The 24,137-nt window shown below is 60.1% G+C and carries 24 protein-coding genes and 3 pseudogenes; 14 read left to right on the top strand and 13 right to left on the bottom strand.

The window, feature by feature from the left end:
* Positions 1–401: 401 nt before the first annotated feature.
* Entirely contained in the window at positions 402–1,247 is an 846-nt protein-coding gene (locus tag HFC70_RS22355; protein WP_168475490.1) for an enoyl-CoA hydratase/isomerase family protein, read from the bottom strand.
* Positions 1,248–1,576: 329 nt separating this feature from the next.
* On the opposite strand from HFC70_RS22355, the pseudogene HFC70_RS22350 reads away from it, so the two are divergent.
* A pseudogene (locus HFC70_RS22350) lies at positions 1,577–2,069 on the top strand (IS30 family transposase); the annotation flags it as partial.
* 4 nt (positions 2,070–2,073) lie between these two features.
* Positions 2,074–2,351: pseudogene (locus HFC70_RS22345) on the top strand (IS3 family transposase); the annotation flags it as partial.
* 79 nt (positions 2,352–2,430) lie between these two features.
* On the opposite strand, the gene HFC70_RS22340 reads toward HFC70_RS22345, so the two are convergent.
* Positions 2,431–2,961: a TetR/AcrR family transcriptional regulator gene (locus HFC70_RS22340; RefSeq protein ID WP_168475489.1), complete on the bottom strand. Its 531-nt coding sequence runs from the start codon at positions 2,959–2,961 to the stop codon at positions 2,431–2,433.
* Between the two features lie 158 nt (positions 2,962–3,119).
* Between HFC70_RS22340 and HFC70_RS22335 the strand changes: the two genes are divergently transcribed.
* Positions 3,120–4,034 carry an alpha/beta fold hydrolase gene (locus HFC70_RS22335; RefSeq protein ID WP_168475488.1) on the top strand — a complete coding sequence of 305 codons (915 nt, stop codon included), beginning with the start codon at positions 3,120–3,122 and terminating at the stop codon, positions 4,032–4,034.
* Positions 4,035–4,266: 232 nt separating this feature from the next.
* Positions 4,267–4,971, top strand: a complete 705-nt coding sequence (gene traR / locus HFC70_RS22330; protein ID WP_168475487.1) for a transcriptional regulator TraR — start codon at positions 4,267–4,269, stop codon at positions 4,969–4,971.
* Positions 4,972–4,980: 9 nt separating this feature from the next.
* Here traR and HFC70_RS22325 read toward each other — a convergent pair whose 3' ends face one another.
* From HFC70_RS22325 to traA, 5 genes are all read right to left on the bottom strand, one after another.
* Positions 4,981–5,289: a transcriptional repressor TraM gene (locus tag HFC70_RS22325; protein WP_168475486.1), complete on the bottom strand. Its 309-nt coding sequence runs from the start codon at positions 5,287–5,289 to the stop codon at positions 4,981–4,983.
* 307 nt (positions 5,290–5,596) lie between these two features.
* Positions 5,597–6,223: a TraH family protein gene (locus HFC70_RS22320; protein ID WP_168475485.1), complete on the bottom strand. Its 627-nt coding sequence runs from the start codon at positions 6,221–6,223 to the stop codon at positions 5,597–5,599.
* Between the two features lie 4 nt (positions 6,224–6,227).
* Positions 6,228–7,376, bottom strand: a complete 1,149-nt coding sequence (locus HFC70_RS22315) for a conjugal transfer protein TraB (RefSeq protein ID WP_368669789.1) — start codon at positions 7,374–7,376, stop codon at positions 6,228–6,230.
* Between the two features lie 16 nt (positions 7,377–7,392).
* On the bottom strand, positions 7,393–7,923 hold the full coding sequence (gene traF, locus HFC70_RS22310) for a conjugative transfer signal peptidase TraF (protein ID WP_168475483.1): 531 nt from the start codon (positions 7,921–7,923) through the stop codon (positions 7,393–7,395).
* Positions 7,920–11,222, bottom strand: a complete 3,303-nt coding sequence (gene traA / locus HFC70_RS22305) for a Ti-type conjugative transfer relaxase TraA (RefSeq protein ID WP_168475482.1) — start codon at positions 11,220–11,222, stop codon at positions 7,920–7,922. Before traA ends, traF begins: the two co-directional genes overlap by 4 nt.
* A gap of 257 nt (positions 11,223–11,479) precedes the next feature.
* Here traA and traC point away from each other — a divergent pair, with 257 nt between their 5' ends.
* The 6 genes and pseudogenes from traC (at position 11,480) to HFC70_RS22275 (ending at position 15,113) form a co-directional block, all read left to right on the top strand.
* Positions 11,480–11,776 (top strand): conjugal transfer protein TraC, encoded by a 297-nt coding sequence (gene traC / locus HFC70_RS22300; protein WP_168475481.1) that lies wholly within the window; start codon positions 11,480–11,482, stop codon positions 11,774–11,776.
* Between the two features lie 4 nt (positions 11,777–11,780).
* A complete protein-coding gene (gene traD / locus HFC70_RS22295; RefSeq protein ID WP_168475480.1) occupies positions 11,781–11,996 on the top strand; it encodes a type IV conjugative transfer system coupling protein TraD in 216 nt (71 codons plus the stop codon).
* A complete protein-coding gene (gene traG, locus HFC70_RS22290) occupies positions 11,983–13,941 on the top strand; it encodes a Ti-type conjugative transfer system protein TraG (RefSeq protein WP_168475513.1) in 1,959 nt (652 codons plus the stop codon). Before traD ends, traG begins: the two co-directional genes overlap by 14 nt.
* 6 nt (positions 13,942–13,947) lie before the next feature.
* Entirely contained in the window at positions 13,948–14,391 is a 444-nt protein-coding gene (locus HFC70_RS22285; RefSeq protein ID WP_168475479.1) for a thermonuclease family protein, read from the top strand.
* 94 nt (positions 14,392–14,485) lie between these two features.
* Complete coding sequence (locus HFC70_RS22280) at positions 14,486–14,752, top strand: WGR domain-containing protein (protein WP_113552906.1); 267 nt, start codon at positions 14,486–14,488, stop codon at positions 14,750–14,752.
* Positions 14,753–14,834: 82 nt separating this feature from the next.
* Positions 14,835–15,113: pseudogene (locus HFC70_RS22275) on the top strand (HU family DNA-binding protein).
* A gap of 43 nt (positions 15,114–15,156) precedes the next feature.
* Here HFC70_RS22275 and HFC70_RS22270 read toward each other — a convergent pair.
* The 3 genes from HFC70_RS22270 to HFC70_RS22260 all read right to left on the bottom strand — a co-directional run bounded on the left by HFC70_RS22270 (position 15,157) and on the right by HFC70_RS22260 (position 17,743).
* Complete coding sequence (locus tag HFC70_RS22270; protein ID WP_168475478.1) at positions 15,157–15,468, bottom strand: DUF736 domain-containing protein; 312 nt, start codon at positions 15,466–15,468, stop codon at positions 15,157–15,159.
* Between the two features lie 613 nt (positions 15,469–16,081).
* Positions 16,082–17,026, bottom strand: coding sequence for a dienelactone hydrolase (locus HFC70_RS22265; protein WP_168475477.1), 945 nt, complete (start codon positions 17,024–17,026; stop codon positions 16,082–16,084).
* Between the two features lie 39 nt (positions 17,027–17,065).
* A complete protein-coding gene (locus HFC70_RS22260; RefSeq protein WP_368669785.1) occupies positions 17,066–17,743 on the bottom strand; it encodes an SDR family NAD(P)-dependent oxidoreductase in 678 nt (225 codons plus the stop codon).
* Between the two features lie 48 nt (positions 17,744–17,791).
* On the opposite strand from HFC70_RS22260, the gene HFC70_RS22255 reads away from it, so the two are divergent.
* Positions 17,792–18,691 (top strand): AraC family transcriptional regulator, encoded by a 900-nt coding sequence (locus tag HFC70_RS22255; RefSeq protein WP_168475476.1) that lies wholly within the window; start codon positions 17,792–17,794, stop codon positions 18,689–18,691.
* Between the two features lie 34 nt (positions 18,692–18,725).
* Here the strand turns inward: HFC70_RS22255 and HFC70_RS22250 are convergent, their stop codons facing one another.
* Positions 18,726–19,616, bottom strand: coding sequence for a LysR family transcriptional regulator (locus tag HFC70_RS22250; RefSeq protein ID WP_168475475.1), 891 nt, complete (start codon positions 19,614–19,616; stop codon positions 18,726–18,728).
* A 106-nt stretch (positions 19,617–19,722) separates the two neighbouring features.
* On the opposite strand from HFC70_RS22250, the gene HFC70_RS22245 reads away from it, so the two are divergent.
* From HFC70_RS22245 to HFC70_RS22235, 3 genes are all read left to right on the top strand, one after another.
* Positions 19,723–20,592 carry an SDR family oxidoreductase gene (locus tag HFC70_RS22245; protein ID WP_168475474.1) on the top strand — a complete coding sequence of 290 codons (870 nt, stop codon included), beginning with the start codon at positions 19,723–19,725 and terminating at the stop codon, positions 20,590–20,592.
* Positions 20,593–20,618: 26 nt separating this feature from the next.
* Entirely contained in the window at positions 20,619–21,092 is a 474-nt protein-coding gene (locus tag HFC70_RS22240; RefSeq protein ID WP_168475473.1) for an SRPBCC family protein, read from the top strand.
* Positions 21,093–21,159: 67 nt separating this feature from the next.
* Positions 21,160–21,828, top strand: coding sequence for an NAD(P)-dependent oxidoreductase (locus tag HFC70_RS22235; protein ID WP_168475472.1), 669 nt, complete (start codon positions 21,160–21,162; stop codon positions 21,826–21,828).
* A 308-nt stretch (positions 21,829–22,136) separates the two neighbouring features.
* Here HFC70_RS22235 and HFC70_RS22230 read toward each other — a convergent pair whose 3' ends face one another.
* Positions 22,137–22,721, bottom strand: coding sequence for a hypothetical protein (locus HFC70_RS22230; RefSeq protein ID WP_168475471.1), 585 nt, complete (start codon positions 22,719–22,721; stop codon positions 22,137–22,139).
* Positions 22,722–23,411: 690 nt separating this feature from the next.
* On the bottom strand, positions 23,412–24,062 hold the full coding sequence (locus HFC70_RS22225; RefSeq protein WP_168475470.1) for a hypothetical protein: 651 nt from the start codon (positions 24,060–24,062) through the stop codon (positions 23,412–23,414).
* Positions 24,063–24,137: the final 75 nt, after the last annotated feature.

The raw sequence follows: 24,137 nt of genomic DNA, 5'->3' as shown, positions 1-24,137 counted from the left end.
TCGGCATCACAGACGGAACCCCGGCCGATTCAAAGGGCCCAATAGGCCGGCAGACGATGTGGATAATTGAAAGTAGACAAAAGCAGCCATACGCAAAGCTTTATTCATAGGCGTAAACGTAGGCGTATTCCCATGCGTGTGGTACCGCTGACTGTCCTCGCAGCCTTGGACTGTCGCCGGTATGGGCCAAGTTGCCGCCAGATACCACCGCCGTCGACAGCGCGGCTACCAGAAAACCCCTGCGGCTTAGCGGAAGATGCTTGCCTTGCGGGGCTTTAGCGGTCCGGTCAGGCCCATTGCGTTTCTCATTCTTCATAGTGATAACTCCTGGAAAGCCGGCCAGGCTCGACTTTTGCAATCGGGGTCGCTGGGCGCCGGTCCGAACTGGTATCGAGGCCGGCTCAGAAGGGATTGCGGGACTTCAACAACTCGGGATCGGGAACGAGCGATTTGCTCGCCACGTTTGCCAGCATCTGGTGCGCCATGTGGAAGCCGAAGTCTTCGGCGAGCACCTTTTTCCAGTGCCGCGAGAGGATGTTGTGGGTCGCCCATCGCGCGTAGCGCGGCCGCTTCATGATGAAATGGGCAAGGTCCCTGGCCTTCTCAAGAAGTTCCCCGCGCGCGAAGATGTCGCTGACGATGCCGAGTTCGAGCGCTTTCAGTGCCGGAATAGGCTTTGCGGCATAGATATGATACGCGGCCCGCTTCTGCCCCATCAACGCCTGCAATGCCATCCCTTGGCCATCCCCGGGTGGACTGCCCAGCCAGAAGTGCGGGTCCATGAAATCCGCGTCGGGCGCGGCCAGCGTGACATCGCAGAGCATCGCGAACTCCGTGTGGACGCCCGGACCGTTGACTGCTGCGATCGTCGGAATGTCGATGCTGTAGATGAAGCTTTCGATGTGCTTCCACCCATCGATCATCCGCTGAAAGATGTGATCGGGTTCCAGATCGGACGCCGGCTTAGGATTGAGCCCTTTCGGGTCACCAGTCATCCACTTGTCGCCCGTGCCGGTGATGATGAGCACATGGTTTTCGGGATCATTGCCGACATCCTGCCATAACCGCGTCCATGCGTTGTGGGCGGCGGAGGAGTGCCTGTATGGGCCATCATCGGTATGCATGCGCAACTCGATGACACCATCCTGCCGGTTCATCCTGAAAAAATCTGCATACCGCTCCGAATAGTTCTCGAACGGCACCGGGGGGACATAGCCCGCCCATTCCTTGGCAGGATCCCATGTCATGGCAACAGCCTCCCAAGGTACCAATTTCGAAGTGCGGCCTCGGTTGCTTCGAGTTCAGCCACAAAAACGGCCGAGGGATTTATCACACATGTTGCGGCCCATGCGAAGGCGGCAATCCGCTTTCTCCATGTCTGGCGATTGTATTGGCTCATAGGGTTCATTCCTGTTCCAGATCGACGGAAAGCCGCGGCGGCGGTTCCAAGGAGACGATGAAACGAAAACATTGCGGGGGCATTACCTACTGGATAAGGCGTCGAGATTTCCGTGCGATTGTTCGGGCCTTTGTGTGGTCGCTGCTCGATAGTCAGCATCACCTGCCGCCTTGCTGCGCCATCGGCACCCTTGTCGAGCGGAGTTCACGCTTCACAATGCTCCTACACCTCCCCCGCATGGAAGGGCATCAGCAGGATCCATGGGTGAAGAACGGACCCGTGCTCGCGGGACATGACGCGGAAGCAGTTCGCAAAGCAATTGTTCGCTCGATGGCAAAGCTTCCAGAGCAGTTGCGTCAGTCGCTCACATGGGATTAGGGAGCGGAAATGGCCCAGCATGCCAAGCTGCGCATCGACACCGGCTTGGCGGTCTACTTCTGCGATCCGCAAAGCCCATGGCAACGTGGCTCCAACGAGAACACGAATGGTTTGTTGCGCCAGTACTTTCCCAAAGGCACGGATCTGAGCCGTCATACAAATACAGAACTGGACGCTGTCGCCCACTCCCTCAATACCAGACCGCGCAAAACACTCGGCTGGAAGACACCTGCTGAAGTCCTCGACCGATTTCTAGCGAGGTAGAAAAGACCCTGTTGCGACGACCGCTTGAATCTGCCCAATACACGAGCGAACAGTTCCAGCGTCTCATGACGGACCATGGCATCACCTGCTCGATGAGCCGCTCTGGAAATGTCTGGGACAATGCCGCGATGGAAAGCTTCTTCTCATCGCCCAAAACGGAAAGGACAGCCCTAAGGTCTATCGGACGCGCAATGATGCCAGAACCGATGTATTCGATTACATCGAGCGCTTTTACAACCCAAAACGACGCCACTCGACACTGGGCTATCTCAGCCCCAATGACTTTGAAACAAAGGTGGGATTAGCTTAACTCAATGTCCGAAATACCGGCAGCAGGCCAAATTCGTCGATGCTGTTTGAGCGGGACAAAGTTGATTCAAAACTGCCGCCTAGGGGCGCTGGAAGAGTTTCTGGTGAAAGATCGCGTCAGTAATAGCTAGCAATTCGTCTTCGGTGGCTCCATCCCGTGCTTGGATGGAAATCCCTTGAGTCAGCGCGATAAGATAACGGGCAAAAGAGGCAGCCTCATCTTCTGAGCACCACCGCCGCAATTTGCATTCCAACATTGAACGGAATGCCGCACGCCGATCCTGTACGTTTGCTTGCAGCACCGTGTTCTCCGGGTGACAAGTCACCAGGCCACTTGAGATCATACAGCCGCGTTCCCATTCCGGGTCAACAACGGCCTTGATGCTAGCTTGCAGCATATGTCTCACAGCATCTTCCAGGGACTGCTCTTCCTCGAATCCAATCAGAGGATCAGATCTACCAGGTAGATCCTGATATTTTTGAAGTACCTCTTTGAAGAGATCAGCCTTGCAGCCAAAAGCAGCGTAGAGACTTGGGGGAGCGATCTCTAGCGCTTTCGTAAGATCCGAGATGGACACGCCCTCGTAACCATATTTCCAGAAAAGCCGCATCGCAACTTCGAGAGCCTGCTCTCGATCAAATTCTCGGGGTCGCCCCCCGCGTGACTTTATAAGGTGATTCATAGCGATCACTAATTAACCGCTTGACTGCCTCAGTCAAGCTTTATAGGGGTTATTTATTGATCACTATAGAACTTAAGGGTCATCACATGACGATATCCCGCCGCACGCTGCTCGGCGCCTCTGCCACTCTCGTCACATCTGGTTTCATCGCGACGTCGGCGCGGCTTGGCACACCTGATAGGGGTTCCATGAGCGAGGGTCTCATTGCGCGCACCCCCGATGGGCTGAATCTCGCTGTCCGCAGTTACGGCGATCCCGCCCATCCTGAAATTTTGTTCATTCATGGCTTGGGGCAAAGCCGCCTAAGCTGGGATCTGCAGGTCAACGGCGATCTCGCGGACCGTTTCCGGGTGGTTACCTTTGATCTGCGTGGGCATGGAGACTCTGACAAGCCGCTGAGCCCGAGCGCGTATTCCGATGGAGATCGGTGGGCAGATGATATCCAGGCCGTGATCGAGGCCACGAAATTGAGGCGCCCGCTTCTTGTTGGTTGGTCTCTGGGTGGGCTGGTAATCGGACGCTACTTGGTTCGCTATGGCGCGGAAAACATAGCCGGTGTTAATCTGGTCGATGCAGTCACCAAACTGTCGGCCGATTTGCTTGGAGCCAAATCACTTAAATACGCCCCCCTTCTCGCCGATCCAGACCTTTCTGTTCGGTCTGGCGCCGTTGCGGATTTTCTCGTCTCCTGCTTCGCAATCCAGCCACCCGAAGAGGCCTTACGGCGAATGCTCGTGTTCAATGGCATGGTGCCACCGGAGTTGCACAAAGGCGTTGTAGCAATTTCCAGCGACGGCCTAGACGACGCGTTTGCAAAACCTGAGGTGATGCTTGTTACCTATGGCGGGAAAGATGCTTTGACAAAGCGCGAAATGTCGACCCGGATGTTGAGCATCAATCCTCGCGCTGTCTTCTCCGAATATCCTAATTCTGGCCATTCGCCGTTCTACGAGGAGCCGCAACGTTTCAACAGCGAACTCGAGAAGCTGGTTGCAGCGTAGAACGTGTGCTGCACATTGGGGCTTCTCGTGTTTAAGGCTCTTGGCGTATGAGAACGCGAAGAAAGGAGATGTCACAAATAACGCTGGTGGTGACCAGATCCTCCCTGATCGAGACAATCAGTTCCATAAGTCATATTATGCAATCTAGGGTTGCCTATCGGGTCGATAAAGTAATAAACGTCGAGGGGCTCTCGTGACCTGTTCCACCTGACCACCAGAAACGGAGTGACACATGCAAGACTGGCTGGATAAGCTGACCGATCTCGCTGCAACGCAAGGCGACGAGAGCATCCTCAAGCAAGCCCTCGAAGATTTCACCGACCATGCCGGCTTTAGCGGATACGCTTATCTTTATATCCGGCCCGGCCATACGATCGCCGCGTCCAACTATCATCCCGAATGGCGTTCGACCTACTTCCAGCGAAACTTTGAGGCTGTCGATCCAGTCGTCAAACGCTCAAAGTCCTTGAAACAGGCGTTTACCTGGAGTGCAGACCAGGAAAGGCCTCGCCTCTCCAAAGCGGAGCGAGCCTTCTATGTCCAGGCCGCCGACTTCGGAATCCGGTCCGGCGTTACCATTCCCATCAAGGCAGCAAACGGGTCGATTTCGATGTTCACGTTGGCATCGGAGAAGACGGTGATCGACCTTGAGCGCGATATTGACGCGGTGTCGGCTGCCGCCGCCGTTGGGCAACTCCATACCCGCATGTGCTTTCTGCCACTGACCCAGACAGAACAGCATCCGGCCTGGCTCGACCCCAAGGAAGCCGCCTATCTTCAATGGATTGCCGTTGGCAAAACCATGGAGGAAACGGCAGATCTGGAAGGGGTCAAATACAATTCCGTGAAGAGCAAGCTCGAAGAGACGAGAAAACGTCTCCGCATCCATACGATGCCGCATCTCGTCGCGCTCGCCATCCGCGCCGGACTTATCTGAGCGGCGACATCAGTTGACCGAGACTTTCGGAATGTAACCCAGAAGCCCGACCAGCGTGTTCACCGCGCTCATCTGTGCATGCATCTCGATCATCGCCTCGATGTATTCGAGATGCCGCGCGCCCCCGGTGGCTGTTCCGGTCTTGTAGTCGTCCGGCAATGCCTGGAACAGTTGATCTGCCTTCTCCACGAGCTGCCTGTGAAGCCGGATGGCATTCACCGCCAACGTCTCGATGTCTGAGCTTGGCAGTCCGCGCGTGAGCCCAATCACCGGGCGCAGTTCACATGTGTCCGACACTGCTGAATCTTTCAAATCCATTGGTGATCCAACCCTGAGAAATTGTCTGCGGTTCGCCCCCGCAAACGCTAATCCCTGATCCCAAGCCGGGGGTTGGAAACCGTCCTAGACAGTCCTGAGACCTTTAGCACCGAGGCGCCTGGACATACGTCACAGGCCCCCGGCCAATTGGTCAGAGGATTCTGGCGCCGTATCGGCCGGCGCCAACCGCTAGGAAGGGTTTCCACACCCCAGGACAGCGCGTACTGCCCTACCCGCCTTATAAAGGGCTGATGCTGTTTTCGCTAGAGCAATGGAAAAACAATCACTTTGCAGATCTGCAGATACTTCAATGCCTCCCTCCAATTCCGGTCAGGTCGATCCGGATCCCCGCTTTGTTCGCATCGGATGCAACAGCTTCGGCTGGCACTGCGGATTCGGCTCTATTCTCAAGAGGGCCGTCTTGTGCATCAACACCATCGCGCCTGACCGGCTCCGGCTGAGCAAGCTTCACGTCACCCGGATCCTCAGCACGAAAAACCGCTACCCCCTCGAAATACCCCGTCTGCCAGGCGATGATCGCGTCGTCAAAGACCTGCGGCAGAACATCTTTCGCTGTCGGGTTTCCATACCACTTGGTGACGATCCGATAGACCTTGGCGAACAGTGCCGTACCCATGCGGATGTTTTCACAGGCGTCGACTAGATCGGGCTTCAATTGCCCTGCCTCCATTATGCCGAGCCCCGCAGGATACTGCGTGATACCGACACGCACGGTATTGCGGCCGAGGTTATCCCGGATCAGTGCAAGCGCCTCGTCCGGCGCCGTGGGTTTCGGCACGAGCACGACACGGTTTCCGGAGCGAACCGTCACCGCCAGAGGATCCTGCGACCCTGCTCGCTCGATGAACATCTCGACGATCTCAGGCTTCAAAGCCTTGTCGGCGCATTGCTGAATAAGGGCTGCATCGATCATCCGGTTATTCCTTTGGGTTCTGATTAAAGGCCGTGACGATCGGCACGGCGAACAGCCGCGACCATGCGAAAGCGCTTCCCTCCTGGATGGCAATGATCGACGTTCCGGAGGTCCACCAGCCATTGCCGGTCGCCACGATGATGTCGGGAGCGTGAAGCATCGACTGCAGGATTGGCCAAAGGATCAGCTGCTCGTAGCAGATCAGCGGTGCGATCCTCATGCCAGCAACCTCGACGACAGGGTTGGTAAAAAAGAGAGCGTGCGCGCCGCCACCCTCACCCATCCATGCCCGCCACGGCTGCCACATAGAAACCGGAACCGGCATGCGCTCGCGATAGAGGATACGGGCCTGAGCGCCCGAGATAGCCACCAAGACATTGTCGTAGCCGGCCGCATCGATGACAACGGCGCCGGCGATCACTGTAACGCCAGATTCCCGCAAGCCATCTTGCCAGAGACGCGCCACGGTTGGCGTCCAGAAGCCTATCGCGCTCTCAGGCAACACCACAAAACGGGCCTCTCCGCCCTTCGAACGGACTTCTGCGATCAGATCACGTTGATAGCTTATTGAGCCGTCACGCCCGAGATTTTGCCCGAGCGCGAGGTCGACCCCTTTCCAACTTTCGGGTACCTTTGGCTGCGTCCGGTCCGTGGCGGACCAGACGTAAAGTCCTCCCAAGACTGCGACCGCGATTTGCCACCTTCGACCGGTCATGACGACCAACAGGATCGCGGTCGCGCCGAGGCCAACCCATCCCCATCCTGGAAACAGGATGCCCGCCGACGTCAATGGATGCGCCCATCCGGCAATCCCGAACGGCGGCAGAGCCATGAGCACCGCAGCGATCACATACCGCACTGCCCGCCTCTTTCCCGGTTGATTTGTCCAGAGAATGGCATGCACCAGGGTAAAGCTCGCGGACGCAATCGCCCATAGCAGAAGGCCTGGCCAGAGATCGGCGGCATAGAAGTTCGCGACACCCTGCGGCAAGCCGCGCGAAGCGGCCAAGAAATAGCTGGCCGACACGGCAGTCGCGACCAGCCGTTTTGGCGACGTAGCCCATAGCAGCGGAAAGAGCATGGCGACCGGAAGGGTCATCATGTTTCCGCTCCAGGCGATCGTACCCACTGTGATCGACAGACCGATCAGGATCGGTCCGCGCAAGCGGTTAGGGATCGAAGGTAAGGATCGGGTCGGCCCGTCCGAGGAGCCCGCTGGTCGGGATCGGCCCAAAATATCTGGAGTCATAGGAGCTCGCAAAGGATGAGTGAAGAAACAGGTGATCCGGCGGCACGACGCCGCCGGAATAGGGGATGATCGGACGGCCCTGCCCGTCGTTCTCGCGGATGCGGGACGCGCCGAGAACAGCGCCGTCGATCTCGACGGTGTCGCCGATGGCGACGCGCTGGCTAGGAAGCGCTACGACGGTCTTGATGAGGGGCGCAAAACCGCCGGCACATAATCCGCGCCGGAGATAACCGCGCTGCCATGCCTCCTGGAACGGCGGCGTAGGCGGAGGGCAGATGAACACAAGATCGCCGATGAGGGGGGCTCGGCTCAAAGGCTCGATGCGCCAGATTCCAAGTGGTTCGCTCGGCGTCAGGTTCAGCCTGATGCCGCCGACAAGAGCGATCCCTGCAAGAGCCACCACGAGGCTCCCGGCAGTGGTGACGAAGACGATCGCCCCTCGCCTGCTCATTGCTTGATCACCGGCGTCTGACGCTGAGCGAGGTTCAGATCCTCGGCTTGGCTCAGCGTTGCCACTGTGCGTTCATGGGCCGCGAGCTGCTGGGCTGTGCGCATCACCGGCCAGGCTTCTTTTAGCCGCGCCTTCTCCTGAGGTGCCAGCCCCTCTGAGAGTTTGTCGAACAGCTGGCCGTCGGGATTGCGGGCGGAATTTGCTAGCAGCGTGCGCTCGCCGAAGCGCTCGGTCACAGCCTTGTTGAGACTATCGATCTCAACCTTGGACTCGCGGTTGCTGAGTGCGTATGCCGCAGCAGTGGGAAGATCGTTGCGGTCGATCGCGTCGCGCACCCGATCCAGCACGGATCGAGCCGCCGGCGACAGTGCCGGGATGTCGATCGACACCCGTTCGCGCATCGTCTTCTCCTCACCCTCGATCCGCTGCACGGCGACCTCGCGGATCCGAAGGTAGGTCTCGATATCGCGCTTCAGTGCAGGAACGTTGAGTTCCGAAACCCGGCGGTCTTCTCGGTCAGACTGGCTGGCCAGGATGCCGGTCTTGCCTTTAAGCAGGCCGACCGACGCGGGCGCGGCCGCAAGCTTGTCGAGTGTCAGCAACGCCACCTGTTTGTCGGCGAGGACCGCATCGAAGTTTATCGCCCGGAAGGCGGTTTCGGGATCGGCGAAGACATAGCGGAAGCGGGTCGAGACCTCCTCCCATTGCTTCTTCACAGCGGGATCGTCGGCGACCTTCCGATCGACGGCGTCGCTCAGTGGGACCGGGAACAGTTTTACGCCTGACACCATCGGGCGGGTCTCCTTGATCGTTTGAGTTTTTACGGTTTGCAACAGGCCGAGGCGTTCGCCAGCTGATCGAAGGCGGACGGCAAGATCGGCAAGTCTCGAGGTCTGGCGCAGCGTCCAGTCGAGCCGGTCCCGCAGCAGGGTTCGGGCGACCTGGACGATGTGCAGGCCATGGTTTTCGGCAAAGGCGAGTGCGGGTCGGTAGAGCGTGCCGCGCTCGTAATCGAGCGTGGTCTCCTTGGCATTCCTGCGAGACAGGATTTTCGTCAGACCACCGGCTTTGGCGAAGGAACGGCTGCCATAATAGACTGCCAGATCCTCGCGGTGGCGGCTCATCGCGACATAGGTGAGATGACGATCAAGCGAGAGGCTTGCCAGCACCTTCACCCGGTCGACCGTCGCACCCTGGCTCTTGTGGATCGTCGTGGCATAGCCGTGATCGAGATTGTTGTAGAAGCGCTGCTCGACCGACACCTGACGCCGCTGATCGCCCTCCCCGACGACGACCGAAATCCGGTTCGCTGCTGCCTCGACGACACGGCCGATCATGCCATTCTTGACGCCAAGCGAACCCTCGTTTTTCAGGAAGACGATCTGGTCGCCCGTATCGAAATGGCGAACGCCATCTGCGGTCCTGAAGGCATGGCCTTCACTGAGAATGCCGCTCTCGACCAGCTTTTCACGCGCCAAGACATTGAGCAGGCGGACGTCGCGGCGCAGGTGCGCCAGCATCAACATGGATTTCTTCGGATCGTAATCACGGTTCCAGTCAGCGATCAGATGTTCGACGGCCTGAGCCTTCAGCTCCGAGCCAAGCACCCTGCCCTCGGAACGGTAGACGGCGAGGGCTTCGCCGACGCGGCCACGGGCCAGATCGAGCGAGGCCTTGCGCATCCAGTCCTCGCGCTGGCGATAGATTGTTTCGAGTTCGGCGTAGCCAACGCGATCGGCAATGGCGCGAAACGCAGCACCCGCTTCGATTGGCTGGAGCTGCTCGGGATCACCAACAAGCACGAGCTTGGCGCCGGAGCTGACCGCCGCTTCGACGAAACCAGCCATCTGCCTGGAGGCCACCATGCCGGCCTCGTCCATGACAAAAACCGTTCTGGCGTCGAGTGCGTCGCGGTTCTGTCTCCAGCGTAGTTCCCACGACGCCAGCGTGCGGCTCTGGATCCCCGCTTCCTTCTCAAGCCCTTCGGCCGCCTTCCCCGCGAGCGCAGCACCGACAACACGATATCCAGCCAGCTCCCATGCCTCGCGCGCCGCCTTCATCATCGTGGTCTTTCCGGCCCCGGCACGCCCTACGACCGCTGCAATGCGCGCGGAACCGGCCACATGCTCGATCGCGGCCCGCTGCTCATCCGACAGCAGGGCGTGGCGCGCGAAGGTCGCCTCCAGCACCGTCTTGGAAACACCATGCGTTTCCCGCTCGGACAGCCAAAGCGACCGGCGAGCCATCTCCGCTTCGAGCCGGATCAGCTCCCGCGTCGTGTATCGCGCCGGCAGCCTTTGTCCGGTCGCGAACTCGATTGTGTCGCGCTGCAGACGCATCGTCTCGGGATTTTGGAGAATGCGCGCCAGCACCTGTTGGAAGATACCGGGATCGCCGATATAGCGATGCAGCACCCTGGCAATGTCGCGATCATCGAAAACGCTCTTCTCACGGGTGATCAGGTCAAGCACGATACCGGGATTGCGAAGAATACGGCGGGCATTCTCGCTGCGGCGCTGCCCGTTCAGCTCAATCCGCTCAAGCTCCGGACGCACGCCCCGGCTTTCCGCCTTGCGCTCGATCGCCTTTGCACCGACACCGAGATGGATGGTCGGCTCCAGCTCGATCCCCTGCTTCTCGTAGGAGCGGCCATCGATGCGGAGATCTATCCCGCGCAAGGCCAGGTGGTGGTTTTGCCGCTCGAACCAACCGTCTCGCAGCTTGTTGAAATCCTCCGTCGAACCTGCCCAGAGCTCGTAGACGATCTTGCCGGATTTCGTACGGACCGGCTGACCGTCCTCGCCAATAACCGCAACCTTCTTTGCCCCGAAACCATCCTCGGTCAGCGGGCGCAATGTCGTCATCAGGTGGATGTGCGGATTGCCGGGATTGTCGTGATAGACCCAGTCGGCGACCATGCCCTTGGCGAGGATGTGCTTTTCCACGAAATCCCTGACCAGCGCGATGCTCTGCATCGGAGTGAGCTCCAGTGGAAGCGCGATGGTCAGGTCCCGGGCGAGTTGAGCATCGGAGCGCTTCTCGAACGCCTCGACCTTATTCCAGAAGTTTTCGACCGCTCCCGAGACTGAACAGTCAGCACTCATTGCCCGCGCCCATTTCGGGGCGTCAGTGGGAAGCACAAACTCCTCGTGCAGCAGGCCCTGTTTGCGGGTGTAATCGATCGTGCGGGCCTCGCGCTCGTATTCCATCTTCGCACAATGCCGGTAGGCCGCAGAAAGCACGGCGCTGCGACCGTCTCCACGGCTGACAATACTGGCTGAGAAATGGGCGATGGCCACGGCGATGAAATTCCCGAAGTTAAACCTTGGTCGTCGGGAGCGGCGGTCCAGCCTGGCCCCCGCCAGGGCCTGATGCAAACTCGTCGCGCCAGCGACGTATAATTGCGCCCTTGGAACCGCTCCTTCGGAACGGCGGGATCATCCACGAAAGCATCGGCTTTGCCGATCTGCAGATCTGCAGATTCCCTTTGTCGAGCATCCGGGGGATTCTTGGCGTCGCAACAGCAACGCCAAGGACCTCGAGGAGATCGTCCGGAATGAAGAAGCCATCATCCAAAATCAGGGAAGAAATCGCCAGATTGCAGGACCAGTTGAGAGCGGCCGAAACACGGGAGGCCGAACGCATCGGGCGGATCGCGCTGAAAGCCGGCATTGGTGAGATCGAAATCGAGGAAACCGAGCTTCAAGCGGCTTTCGAAGAGATTGCCGAAATGTTTCGAGCGGCAAAGACAAGAGCGGCGGGAAAGAAAAGTGCAGGGGACAGCAGGACCAGTAGTGAGCCGTCCGCGACGCAGTCGGCTGGCTCGGGTGCGGGCGGGCCTAGCGAGGCTTGAGCGGATGGCGAAGGGGATATCGACGGAATCGCGCAAGAAGGACACCCGCGAGAAGATTGAGCTCGGTGGCCTGATCGTGAAGGCGGGCTTGCGCTACGAGAAGCGAGCGCTGCTTCTCGGCCTGCTTATCGAAGCCGGAAAGCGGATCAAAGGCGACGAAGCAGAGCGCTTGCGCCTGACTGCTCTCGGCGCGGAGGCCTTTGGCAATGACAGCGAATAGGCTGCTTCTCGGGATTCTACCGGCGCTCATTATGTTGGCCGCAATGGCCGGGACAACAGGCATGGAGCACAAGCTGGCGGCGTTGGGGACCAGCGCACAGGCGAAGCTTTTCCTCGGCCGCGCGGGTCTCGCCCTACCCTATGTCGCGGCTGCCGCAATCGGCGTCATCGCGCTGTTCGCCGCGAACGGGTCGGCGAACATCAAGGCAGCCGCGCTGAGTGTGCTTGCCGGAAACGCCGTGGTCATTGCCATCGCAGTCGCCCGGGAAGCAATCCGACTTGCAGGCATCGCCAGCAGCGTGCCGGCGGGGAAATCGGTTCTCGCCTATGCCGATCCCGCGACAGGGGTCGGCACAAGCGCCGCATTGATTGGCGGGGTGTTCGCTGTGCGCGTTGCGATCAAAGGCAATGCCGCGTTTGCCCAGTCCGGCCCAACGCGGATCGGCGGAAAACGGGCCGTGCATGGTGATGCCAACTGGATGAGCATGCAGGAGGCCGGGAAACTGTTTTCCGATGTGGGCGGCATCGTCGTCGGCGAGCGATACCGGGTCGATCGTGACAGTGTCGCGGCGATGGCGTTCCGCACTGACAATCCGCAGAGTTGGGGTGCCGGCGGCAAGTCGCCACTGCTCTGCTTTGACGGCTCATTCGGCTCGTCGCACGGCATCGTCTTTGCCGGGTCGGGCGGTTTCAAGACGACGTCGGTGACGATTCCGACCGCGCTCATGTGGGGCGGCGGGCTCGTTGTGCTCGATCCCTCGAGCGAGGTCGCGCCGATGGTGATTGATCACCGGCGAAAAGCTGGCCGCAAGGTGATCGTGCTCGATCCCGGCAACCCTGCGACCGGATTCAATGCCCTCGACTGGATCGGCCGCTTCGGTGGCACCAAAGAAGAGGATATCGTCGCTGTGGCGACATGGATCATGACTGACAACGCACGCGCGGCCTCGGCCCGCGACGACTTCTTCCGCGCGTCGGCCATGCAGCTCTTGACCGCGCTGATCGCCGACGTCTGCTTGTCCGGCTATACCGACGAAAAGGACCGGACGTTGCGCCGTGTCCGGGCCAACCTCTCGGAGCCTGAGCCGAAACTTCGCGAGCGGCTGACGCGGATTTACGAGCAGTCGGAATCCACCTTTGTCCGCGAGAACGTCGCCGTGTTCGTCAACATGACGCCGGAAACGTTCAGCGGCGTTTACGCCAATGCGGTCAAGGAGACGCACTGGCTCTCCTATACGAACTATGCCGCCCTCGTGTCAGGCGACAGTTTCTCGACCGACGAACTCGCGGCCGGCGTCACAGACATCTTCATCGCCCTTGATCTGAAGGTTCTGGAGGCACATCCGGGACTGGCACGGGTGGTGATCGGCTCGTTCCTCAATGCGAGCTATAATCGCAACGGCGAGGTCGCGGGCCGCACCCTGTTCCTTCTCGATGAGGTGGCGCGCCTTGGCTATCTCCGCATCCTCGAGACGGCTCGGGACGCCGGGCGCAAGTACGGCATCAGCCTGACGCTGATCTTCCAGTCGATCGGCCAGATGCGCGAAGCCTATGGCGGCCGTGATGCCAGCTCCAAATGGTTCGAGTCTGCATCCTGGATTTCGTTTGCGGCAATCAATGACCCCGAGACAGCCGAGTATATTTCGAAGCGCTGCGGCGACACCACGGTCGAGGTGGACCAGACAAACCGCTCTTCCGGAATGAAAGGATCCTCACGCTCGCGGTCGAAGCAATTGACCCGCCGTCCGCTGATCCTGCCGCATGAAGTGATGCGCATGCGCGGCGACGAGCAGATCGTCTTTACTGCAGGCAATGCACCGCTGCGCTGCGGGCGCGCCATCTGGTTTCGACGCAAGGATATGAGCGGATCCGTCGGGGAAAACCGGTTTCACAGCCGAGCCACGGAAGGGGTGAAGAGCTACAAGGCCTCCGACGACAGAAACTGAGGAGCCATGACATTGAGACTTTTTACGGCCATCACCAGCCTATCCGCCTTAGCCATCGGCACCCTCGCGTCTGAAGCGTCAGCCCAGCAGCCAAACAGCGCGAACGATGCCTTTCCTGTTTGCGGCAGCGGCCAAAGGATCACCCGCGTGGTGGACGGCGATACCTTCTGGTTTCGAGGTGAAAAGATCCGGATTGCCGACATCGACACGGCGGAGCTAAGCCCGCCGCGATGCCAGCGTGAACGCGAGCGTGGCCTCGCGGCGAAACAGCGTCTGCTCGACATCCTCAATTCGGGTCCGCTCTCGTTCAAGATTGGCGCCAGAGATGAAGACCGCTTCGGCCGGAAGCTCAGGATCGTCTACTGCGATCGGCGATCGGTCGGCGATATTCTCGTCGCCGAAGGCTTGGCTCGGAAGTGGGAAGGATCACGACAGAGTTGGTGCGAATGAAACGGATGCACGGATCAGCGTTGTGAATCGATAATGCCCATCCGATTCAAAACTGTCATTGGACGGCAGAGTCCGAACGCGCGACTCTGTGGGCATGATCACGCAGCCCTACCACCTCTATATCGAGCGTATCGCGCCGGAAAAGAACATGGCGCGGTTCTACGCCCTTGCTGTTCAGCCGACATTGTTCGGCGAGGTTTCGCTTGTGCGCGCCTGGGGTCGAATTGGAACGCGCGGACAGCAGATGGTGCATCTGTTCGACAATGAGAGCCAGGCCATCAACCTGTTCCTCGACGTCCTTTGCGAGAAGCGCAAACGGGGTTATCGGCCAAAAGGACCTGTGGACATCCAGCGGATCTGATCCTCGCCCCCATCGTCACCGATGACAATCCAGTCAGGAGCTGACACGGATTTTATCTTTGTTAGAAGATGCGAGGAATCCCATGACCACCACCAATGAATCGCCGACAAGATTGCAGCCGACAATGGCCTGACGAAGGTCCAGGCCAAAGGTATCGTAGAGGCGGTGTTCCAGGCCCATTGCCGATGCAGCAGCCTCCGACGCTGAAACCTCGATCCCCGGCTTCGGAAAATTCAAGGTGAAGGCATCGCCTGAGCGCGAGGGTCGCAATCCTGCGACCGGAGAAAAAATGACGGTTGCCGCTTCGAAGAAGCTGACCTTCGCGCCTGCCAAGGCGCTCAAAGATGCACTGAACAAGTGATCCTTGACGTGGAGAGCCCCGCCTTACGGCGGGGCATCCAGTATCAGTCCCGGTTGGACCGGGACCAGATGAGGGAGAGGCCTTCTTCGCCTTCGACCTCGATCAGCGTCGCGTAGATTGGAGCCGGGAAGCTCGGGTCGTCGAGCTTGACCGAGAGATAGTCGCGGCCTTCGTTCGAGGTCTTCTTCCAGGCTGCTCCGAATTCGACCGTAGCCCCGGCGAGGATGCGGTAGTCCGGGCCCTTTTCGGAAGTGCGCTCGACGCCGCGGATAGTTGCCTTGACGTTGAGGTTGAGGGTCTTGATGGTGCCGGAGAAGCCGTTGCCGGAAGCGGTGAAAGAGCCGATGGTTGCCATTGTCGTAATCCTTTTCGGTTGTTCGGGCCGCGTCCATCGCGGCCTCGATGGCAGTCGATAGGACCGGGGACGATCGGCCTGCACCTGAAAGGCCGAAACGGAGTGGAGGACGGCCAGGGAGAGGCTTTCTTGTCTCGCGAGGAATGGGTGCTTCAGCGCACAGGGGAAGAAAACGAGCCGGCCGTTGCGGATGCCGATCGAGCCGAGCACCGCGAGGCGGTCTTTGGTCAGACATGCCCCATCGAGACCGCAGTGGACGTGCCAGCTGGCAGATCAAGGGGTACGGCAATGGCATCATCGGGTGGTGACCAATGGAAATGGGTGCATAACGCCCACAAGCCCCGATCGAGTGGTCGAAGCCAACGACTGCATGTGGGAGGTTGCCGGGAACGGTGCATTGCTTCCTCAGGTAGTCGGTTCTGGTGCCATTCCTGGATGACAAGACTGAGGCGTGCTCACTCCCCACTCGCAGATTCAGCCGGACCACGCCCCGGCCGGAAGACCAACCAGGGCTTCGAGCCGCGCGATGCTTTCCGCCGGTCAACCCGTTCCTTAAAACCACGAACGGCCGGGTCGCGAGGAGCAACCTGGCCGCCAATCGACTTCACCGAATTTAGTGCTGGCTTTGCGTGACATCCGCAAGCGGCGCGGCTTTACCCTCGAGTGCGAGGCATGCTCTGGGCCATGCACCTTCATCCGCTCGCAGCGTCGTCTGAAGCCAGGCGAGCGTCAGACGCCTCAAAGCTTCCAGCGCGTCGGGTGCCTCGATCTCGGTTTCCTTTGCGTCAAGCCCGGCGATCCCGCCAAGCCCGTGTCCGACGCCGTGCAACATCAACAGGGCCTCTGCGCCCGGCCCATCGTGAAACGCGTCCGCATGCCATTCAGGGCCACGGGTTGTGAAATGCGGATCGTCCGCATCACCGCAGACGACAAGGCTGCGTGTCGTCATCGTCGAGAAATTAACGTCAAAGAACGGAAACCGTGCGGCGTTCTCATCGGTCATGTCCTTTCCGCCGCGGCCGGGCGAAGCCAGCAGGATACCCGCCGAGATGCGTGGATCGGAGAAATCCTCGCCATTCAGCTGCGCGCCTAAAAGGAGCCCGACCGTGTGCCCGCCGAAGGAATGACCGGCGGCGCCAATGCGGGAATGATCCATCCGGCCAGCAACGGAGGGTGCCTGCCGTTCAACCTCCGACAGTTGGTCGAGAATAGCCTTTATCTCCTCGACGCGCTCGCGCCAGAAGAACGGCGCGCCGGGTACATCCGAAGGCAAGCCACCGACACGCGAACTCGCATGCGTCGGCTGGATCACAGCGAAACCCCTCTCCGCCCAAAATTGGGCCAGTGGGGCGTAACCGTCTTTCGACGGAATATAGTTGGACGGGCCGAACCCATGCGACAGCAGCACGATAGGAAGGTCGCCACCGGTCGCAGGTGCGGTCAGGCGCAGTTCCAGCGGTTGGCGGCCGGGCATCGGCAACCGGATTGGGGTATAGGCCACAGTGAGCATGGCTTCAGGCGTGGGGATATATTTGGCAAGATCGATCAGATTGTTCATGGTCGGGATCCTTAAGCATTGATGTCCGGGTGATCGTCTTCAGGCCAGCGAGTGGCCTGCCTCGCGGAACCAGGTTTGCGCATCCCCGCCGGCGGGCGTTTTCATCGGCGCGTCAAGCTCCGTCACCGCGCGCCAGACTGCCTCTGCGACATCATCCGGCGTCGTGAATTCTGTGCCGGAACGCAGCGTTGTCAGGTAGTCGTGGACGAATGCGCTATACGGCTCGGGGATATCCATTCCCATACGGGCGACGGCATTTTTGCCGAACCCGGTCGTCGGCGCCGAACCCGGCAGAACAAGTTTGGCGCGGACGCCAAAGAGAGCCGCTTCAAGAGCGAGACTTTCGGTGAAAGCGTTCAGCGCTGCCTTGCTGGCGCTGTAGACTGAGAGTGCGGGCAGCGGCTTGATGGTGACGCTGGAGCTGACGTTGACGATAACGCCTGACCGACGGATGCGCATTTGCGGAAGAACGGCTTTGGTCATCGCCATCGCGCCGAACACGTTCGTCTCGAACAGTTCGCGGATTTTCGGCATCTCCGCGCCTTCCAGCACATTGAGCATGCCGACGCCGGCGTTGTTGACCAGAGCATCGATCGGTCCGGCCGCTTCGACCGCCTTCGTGATGCTATCCGCGTTGGTCACGTCCAGCGCCAGGATCTTGAGCTTTTCGCTTTTGGGTATCAGATCGGTCTGCGGAATACGCATGGTCGCGACCACGTCCCATCCTGCCGTCACAAATGTTTGCGCGATGGCGAGACCGAAGCCATGAGCGATCCAATTGCCGAAGTCGTTTCCCTGCTCAAGCCAAGGCCGTCGATCTCAAAGCTCGTGACGGGTGGCGGTCAGTGGCTCGTCGAGCGCACGGAACTTGGAAGCCCCTTTTATTGCGCCGTGGTCGATGGCCATTGCCGGATGACGATCATCGGTCGTGAGCCGATGCTTTTGACCGCCGGCGACTTTGTTCTGGTTCCGGAAATCTTCTCGTTCACGATGAGCAGCCTGGAACCGCCGCCGCGCGGAGCGCTTGCCCAGCGTCTTGAGACCAGCCCGGGTGTCTTCCGGCTCGGAGACCCGGAGGCTCCCGCCGAAATCAAGGCGATGGTTGGACATTGTGCCTTTGGCTCGGATGACGAGGCTCTTCTCGTCTCGTTGCTACCGGAGATCATCCATGTTCGAGGCGAAGAGCGGCTGATGATGCTTGTCCGGATGATAAACGACGAAACGAGAGCCGACCGTACCGCCCGTGAGATGGTGCTTCACCGGTTGTTGGAGGTGCTGTTGATCGAAGCGTTGCGATCAACAGCAAGTGCGGCGGCCCCGCCCGGTCTCCTGCGCGGAATGGCCGATCCGTTGCTGGCACCGACCTTGCGCCGGATTCACGCAGATCCGGGTCGCAGCATGACGGTGGAAACACTCGCGCGGGATGCCGCCATGTCCCGTTCAACCTTCTTCGATCGTTTCCGGAGGGAGGTTGGCGTGGCCCCGATGGAATACACGACCGGCTGGCGTATGGCGCTGGCGAAGGAATTCCTTCGCAAGGATGTTGCCACAGCCGAGATCGCACAACGGGTCGGCTATGGCTCGGCAAGCGCCTTCAGCGTCGCGTTCAGTCGGCATGTAGGAATGCCGCCCGGCGCTTATTCGCGGGTAAACACTGCTGGGTAATGCTGGCAGTGCAAAATGTGGAACAGGCGGTCCGTCACCTGCCGATGTAGGCCGCCAGTTCATCGGGCGTTCCGTTGGGAAAAGCCTGTTTCAGAAAATCCAGGAAGGCAGATACCCGCGCGCTGAGCAGACGCCGCGACGGGTAAAGCGCCCACAGCGCAATCTCGGAGCCCTCGATATCGCCCCAGTGCAGCAAAGTGCCGTCGGCCAGATCGTGACTCACCAGCGAAATCGGCATACGAGCAGCGCCTACGCCAATGCGCACGGCATCTCGAACCATGATGAGTGACGACAAGGCGAGGATGGGCTCGATCCCGATCGTCGCGGGTCCTTCTGACGTCACGACGTTCCAGGTCTGCTGATCGCCGGCCCCGCGTACGACACCTGGCGCCGAGTGATCTGCCACTGGGCGGGGAAGGTCGGGGCTTGCCACGACGACGAGGCGATCATGCAGAAAGACTCGGCCGACAAGACTTTCGTCCGGGTCGGGATTGACCCGGATGACGAGATCATAGCCTTCCTCGATCATGTCTACGGCTCGGTCCTCTGTGGTGACCTCCAACCGCACGTCCGGATATTTGACTGCAAAACCCGCCGCGATCCGACCCATGGCGGTCTGCGAAAACAGCAGCGGCGCGCTGATCCGTAACCTGCCGCGCGGCTTATTCCCGCCCGCCGCGATGGTGGCCGCCGTTTCGTCGAGCTCCGTCAGCAGAGCGGCTGTCCGCTCATGAAGGGCGCGTCCTTCCTCGGTGAGTTTCAGGTTGCGCGCGCCACGTTCAAACAGCCGAAGCTGAAGGGCAGCCTCCAGTTCCGTCACCCGTCGGGACAAGGTCGCTTTGGGACGGCCGGACGCCCGCGACGCTTTGCCGAAACCACCGTGACGCGCGACAAGGTTGAAATCGGCAAGAGCGACGAGATCCATAATCGTTCCACCTGTGAGACGAACTGTCTAATTTAACAGTCTATTGGTTTAACAATGAACCAGCCATATTCCGGGTGTCAAGCAATCCCAACCCGGAGAAAATCCCATGACCATTCTCGTAACCGGCGCCACCGGCAATATCGGCAGCCAAGTCATTCAGCACCTCGTCGATCGCGGCGCCGATGTCCGCGCGCTCGTCCGCGAGCCCTCCAAGGCCAATTTCCCGGCAGGCGTTGCCGTCGTGAAAGGTGACTTTCTCGACGTCGACTCGCTGCGCACTGCCTTCGACGGTGTCTCGACGCTCTTCCTGCTGAACGCTGTCGCACCAGACGAGTTTACCCAGGCTTTGATCGCCCTCAATGTCGCCCGCTCTGCGGGCGTTGAGCGGATCGTTTACCTGTCTGTGATCCACCCGGACATCTACGTGAACGTACCGCACTTTGCCGGCAAGTTTGGCGTCGAACGGATGATCGAGCAGATGGGCATGAACGCCACGATCCTGCGCCCGGCCTATTTCATCCAGAACGATCTGACGATCAAGGACGTCATCACTGGCTATGGCGTCTACCCGATGCCCGTCGGGACCAAGGGCCTTGCCATGATCGACGTCCGCGATATCGCGGAGATTGCTGCAATTGAACTGCTGCGACGCGAACGGGCCGCACAGCCGCTGCCGATCACTCGCATCAACCTGGTCGGTCCAGACACCCTTACCGGGACTGACATTGCTGCCATTTGGTCGGACGTTCTTGGCCGTCAGATCAACTATGGCGGTGGCGATACGGCTGCCTTCGAGCAGAACCTCAAGCAGTTCATGCCGCCGTGGATGGCCTACGACATGCGCATGATGGGCGAGCGCTTCTTGACCGACGGCATGCTGTCCGAGGGTGGCGACGTCGAGCGCCTGACGACGCTTCTCGGCCGTCCGCTGCGCTCCTATCGCGACTTCGCCTCGGAAACCGCGACCGCGGCTTGAGGCAATTTCGAACAAGGACGATCGTCATGATCTATTCGACCGCAACCGTTCCGGTGAATCCGGAAGGCGAAACAAAACTCACCCGGGAGCAGGCCTGGAAGGGCCTGGAGCTGAAGGCGCGCGATGCGCGCCTCTTTCTCCCGCCCGGCCTCTGCACCCGCTGTGACGTCGTCGAGGAAGCCGCGACGCATTTCGTGCGCGAAGCCACCATTGCCGGTTCCGACATCAGGGAAATCATCACCCTCGAGCCACAGAGCAAGGTCACCTTCTTCCAGGCAGGCGGCCCACGCGAGGGCGCCATCATCAATGAACTGTTCGAGGACGAAGCCGGTGCACTGCAGCTGAAGTTCTACTGCTACCTCGGCCTGCGCGGCAAGCCGCCGAACGGCTCGGAAGAACAGGCCGAGCAGACGCAGTTCGACAGTGACAAGAGCTACAAGACGGCCCTCCTGTCGACGCTGAAGCGGACCCGAGAACTGCTCGCAGAGGGCAGGCTCTGATTACCGATCACAACCAAACCCGGGCTACCTCCTGAGAGGCGCCCTGCCTTTCAAGAGGAGCACGACAATGACCACGTCCACGATCGACACAACACTCGCCGTTGCGCCGAAGATCCTGATCCTCGGCGCAACCGGGCCAACCGGCCGCCACATCGTTAGCCAGGCGCTGGCCCACGGTTACGATGTCACCGTCCTGGCGCGCTCATCGGAGAAAGCCACGGATCTCAACGGAGCAAAGCTCGTAGTCGGAGATGCACGAGACGAACAGGTGCTGCGCCAAGCCGTCAAAGGCCGGGACGCCGTGATCAGCGCGCTCGGCACACCAGCCAGCCCATTTCGCGAAGTCACGCTTCTTTCGACTGCAACCCGAGCAATTGTCAGCGCCATGAAGGCGGAGCACGTTTCGCGTCTCGTCGCGATCACCGGCATGGGCGCTGGTGACAGCGCAGGGCACGCCGGCTTCCTCTTCGACAACCTGATCTTCCCTCTGCTCCTGCGAAAGGTCTACGCCGATAAAAACAGGCAGGAAGCCATCATCAGGGACAGCGGACTCGATTGGACCATCGTCCGTCCCACCGTTCTCAACAACAAGCCTCGTCACGACACAATCCAGACGCTCACGGATTTAAGCCAGTTCCGCGGGGGCTCCATCTCGCGCGAAAACGTTGCGACCTTCGTGCTGGATCAGGTCACCACGGATCAGTGGCTGCGCAAGTCGCCGTTGATCACCTGGTAGTGTTCGCCCGAACAGCGCACCGAAAAGATGCCGGAATACGGGGTTCCGTCCCTTCAGCCCACAAACGCATAGCTGCACTGCACAAAAAATGGGTGCAACGCGATGAAAATTCGGGCATACAGACTTCAGCTGATGCACATGGCGGTTTCTTCCCAGTTCCGCCGCAGCAGCTGTTCCCCTCTGGAGGTCCATGACCTTCACAGTTTATGGGCCGCGGTTTTCCGTCGGCCCTTTTTTCTTGTTCCGAACCATGTCGCATCGGCGTTTCGGGTGCTGGAGAAAGGCGGGGCCGAAGCCCCGCGATCGTCCTATTCGAATGCTGCCATCTGAGCGGTTGCGGCCTTTTGATCGACGGAGTTGCTGGGCTGTTCAACCGTGCGCTCATATGGCTTCCAGGTTTCGCCTGTGATGTCCTCGTATGCAGCCACGGCGCCTTCGGCTGCCATGCGGAGCACATGGGCCTGCAGGCCCATGTCAGCCGCGAATTCACGCTTGCGCTGGGCGCGGCTGTCAAAGCCTACCGGGCCCTCGAGGTCCTCGTCCCTGGTATCATTGGAGAGCTTCGTGGTCAGGTCGCGGGCTTCTGTGACCGCGCGGCTGTAGAATTGCCCGGCGCCGTAGGCGGAGCCGACGAACGATCCGACGATACGCTGCATATGGATCTGCATGGCTTTTTCGGCGAGGCCATCCTTGAGGGCACCGGCGCTTTCGATCAACTGGCCGCGGTGGAGATCGCGGATCCCGTCGCTGTCGATGAGGGCGAGACCGAAGCTTTCGGATATGCGCAGTGCCTGGGTGGCGTCGGGGCAGGCGAGCCTGACCATTTCGAGTGTGGGGGCGCGTTGGGATTTTGCGGGACGGTTCTTCTGGGTGGAGCGGTTGAGCGGTGCCATGATCGGATCCTTTATGAGCGAGTTTCAGCGAAGCCCGGGGTGCCGGTTGTCGTCCGGCTCAGCCCCTCGGGTGCGGGCAAAAGGACATGGGCGCCAGCGGCCCGGCCCAAGGTCAGGGCATTGCCAGGAGGAGCGAGGATGGTTTGCGGATGGTGCTGCCCGCCTTTAAGCGGACTGCGACAGACGCGGGCCTGCCTTGCGACGCGGCGATGATCCTGCCGCAACGCGGCGTGGCACACGGCCTTTGACCGGGACGCGCCCATGTCAGACCGTAGCAAAACCGAGGTGCTGCGCCGGCCGACGATCTGGTCCACGACAGCATGATGCAATCGCCATCCTGATCCGACCGTGGCAACGCCGCGTTGTCCACGGAGGGAACTGACAAATCTCGGTCCCAGCACACTCCTGTGCAAGCCGGTTGCCCCGTCCCATGGCTTCCGCGCTTCGATCAACGCTTTACCGCACCCTTACCATGGCCGAGCTTTCCGCTCTCACCCCGCTCCGTTGATATGCACGCTGTAATCGGTGGGCGGCCATGCCGCGCTTTGCATTTCCACCGCGCCTTCGTTCGTCGTGTAAGCTTTGCCCGCCAAGAGCGGCAATCCTGCTGCGGTGCCCAGATGCCTTGATAGAAAGCGCTGACATCGTTCACATGACTTCGGGGAGCGTCGGTGTCAGTGGACGCGACTGTCATCGCTGCGCCGCCCAGGTCACGAAGCTGGACGGACCGTCATATGGCCTTTGCTTCAGTGGATCGATGACGAAGCCATGCCGGCCGATCACGTAGTCGGAGCGTGGAACCAGGAACCGTCGTTCGCCGGTCTCGCCCCGGATCCCGCCCAGCGTCGCGATGCACTCGACAAAGCCAGGCTGATGATCGGAATTGAGGGCTGCGATCACCACCCAGTCGTTGCGATGGCGACTCTCGAATTCCTGCCTGTCCCGCATGTGAGACTGACTGCCGTTCAGTATTGCGCCCGTGACGCGCTCGTAGGCATCAGGAAAATAGTCGCGAAGCGTCCGATCGGCCAACCGACGTTCATAGGTCGTGAATAGATCCGGGAAAGCATGGGCAACCTTCGCCCATTCACAATCCTCTTCGTAAAATTCGGTGTCATTACGATAGAGGGCATGGACGATGGTATTGGCATTCTCGGCGAGATGGAAACCACCATGGCCGGCGGTCGAATGCAGAACGATACCGTCGGCATATCGTCGCGAGACCTGTGCCGTGCCCCAAGGCGTCGACGCTCCTGCTTGTATCGTCGGCCGGTCCAATGCCCTTAGTTCAGCCTGATGCACTGCTTTTTCTGTGGCCATGTCATCATGGATCTCTGCCATGACAAACTCCTTCTGATTGCTCGAAACAGAAACGCCGCCAGCGTGAGCCAGCGGCGTTGGTTCAGATCCTGATGC

The sequence above is a fragment of the Agrobacterium sp. a22-2 genome (assembly GCF_012276985.1).
Classification (GTDB): Bacteria; Pseudomonadota; Alphaproteobacteria; order Rhizobiales; family Rhizobiaceae; genus Allorhizobium.
Note: the sequence above shows the minus strand (reverse complement) of the source record. Positions and strands in the feature narration are given on the sequence as shown.

Coding starts and splice junctions, on each gene's coding strand:
- HFC70_RS22320 (WP_168475485.1), bottom strand. CDS start 6,223: ATGATCGATGCAGCCCTTATTCAGCAATGCGCCGACAAGGCTTTGAAG.
- HFC70_RS22240 (WP_168475473.1), top strand. CDS start 20,619: ATGATCTATTCGACCGCAACCGTTCCGGTGAATCCGGAAGGCGAAACA.
- HFC70_RS22265 (WP_168475477.1), bottom strand. CDS start 17,026: ATGAACAATCTGATCGATCTTGCCAAATATATCCCCACGCCTGAAGCC.
- HFC70_RS22285 (WP_168475479.1), top strand. CDS start 13,948: ATGACATTGAGACTTTTTACGGCCATCACCAGCCTATCCGCCTTAGCC.
- HFC70_RS22235 (WP_168475472.1), top strand. CDS start 21,160: ATGACCACGTCCACGATCGACACAACACTCGCCGTTGCGCCGAAGATC.
- HFC70_RS22225 (WP_168475470.1), bottom strand. CDS start 24,062: ATGGCAGAGATCCATGATGACATGGCCACAGAAAAAGCAGTGCATCAG.
- traR (WP_168475487.1), top strand. CDS start 4,267: ATGCAAGACTGGCTGGATAAGCTGACCGATCTCGCTGCAACGCAAGGC.
- HFC70_RS22355 (WP_168475490.1), bottom strand. CDS start 1,247: ATGACATGGGATCCTGCCAAGGAATGGGCGGGCTATGTCCCCCCGGTG.
- HFC70_RS22230 (WP_168475471.1), bottom strand. CDS start 22,721: ATGGCACCGCTCAACCGCTCCACCCAGAAGAACCGTCCCGCAAAATCC.
- HFC70_RS22335 (WP_168475488.1), top strand. CDS start 3,120: ATGACGATATCCCGCCGCACGCTGCTCGGCGCCTCTGCCACTCTCGTC.
- traD (WP_168475480.1), top strand. CDS start 11,781: ATGGCGAAGGGGATATCGACGGAATCGCGCAAGAAGGACACCCGCGAG.
- traF (WP_168475483.1), bottom strand. CDS start 7,923: ATGAGCAGGCGAGGGGCGATCGTCTTCGTCACCACTGCCGGGAGCCTC.
- HFC70_RS22340 (WP_168475489.1), bottom strand. CDS start 2,961: ATGCGGCTTTTCTGGAAATATGGTTACGAGGGCGTGTCCATCTCGGAT.
- traC (WP_168475481.1), top strand. CDS start 11,480: ATGAAGAAGCCATCATCCAAAATCAGGGAAGAAATCGCCAGATTGCAG.
- HFC70_RS22280 (WP_113552906.1), top strand. CDS start 14,486: ATGATCACGCAGCCCTACCACCTCTATATCGAGCGTATCGCGCCGGAA.
- HFC70_RS22325 (WP_168475486.1), bottom strand. CDS start 5,289: ATGGATTTGAAAGATTCAGCAGTGTCGGACACATGTGAACTGCGCCCG.
- traG (WP_168475513.1), top strand. CDS start 11,983: ATGACAGCGAATAGGCTGCTTCTCGGGATTCTACCGGCGCTCATTATG.
- HFC70_RS22245 (WP_168475474.1), top strand. CDS start 19,723: ATGACCATTCTCGTAACCGGCGCCACCGGCAATATCGGCAGCCAAGTC.
- HFC70_RS22270 (WP_168475478.1), bottom strand. CDS start 15,468: ATGGCAACCATCGGCTCTTTCACCGCTTCCGGCAACGGCTTCTCCGGC.
- HFC70_RS22250 (WP_168475475.1), bottom strand. CDS start 19,616: ATGGATCTCGTCGCTCTTGCCGATTTCAACCTTGTCGCGCGTCACGGT.
- HFC70_RS22255 (WP_168475476.1), top strand. CDS start 17,792: ATGAGCGATCCAATTGCCGAAGTCGTTTCCCTGCTCAAGCCAAGGCCG.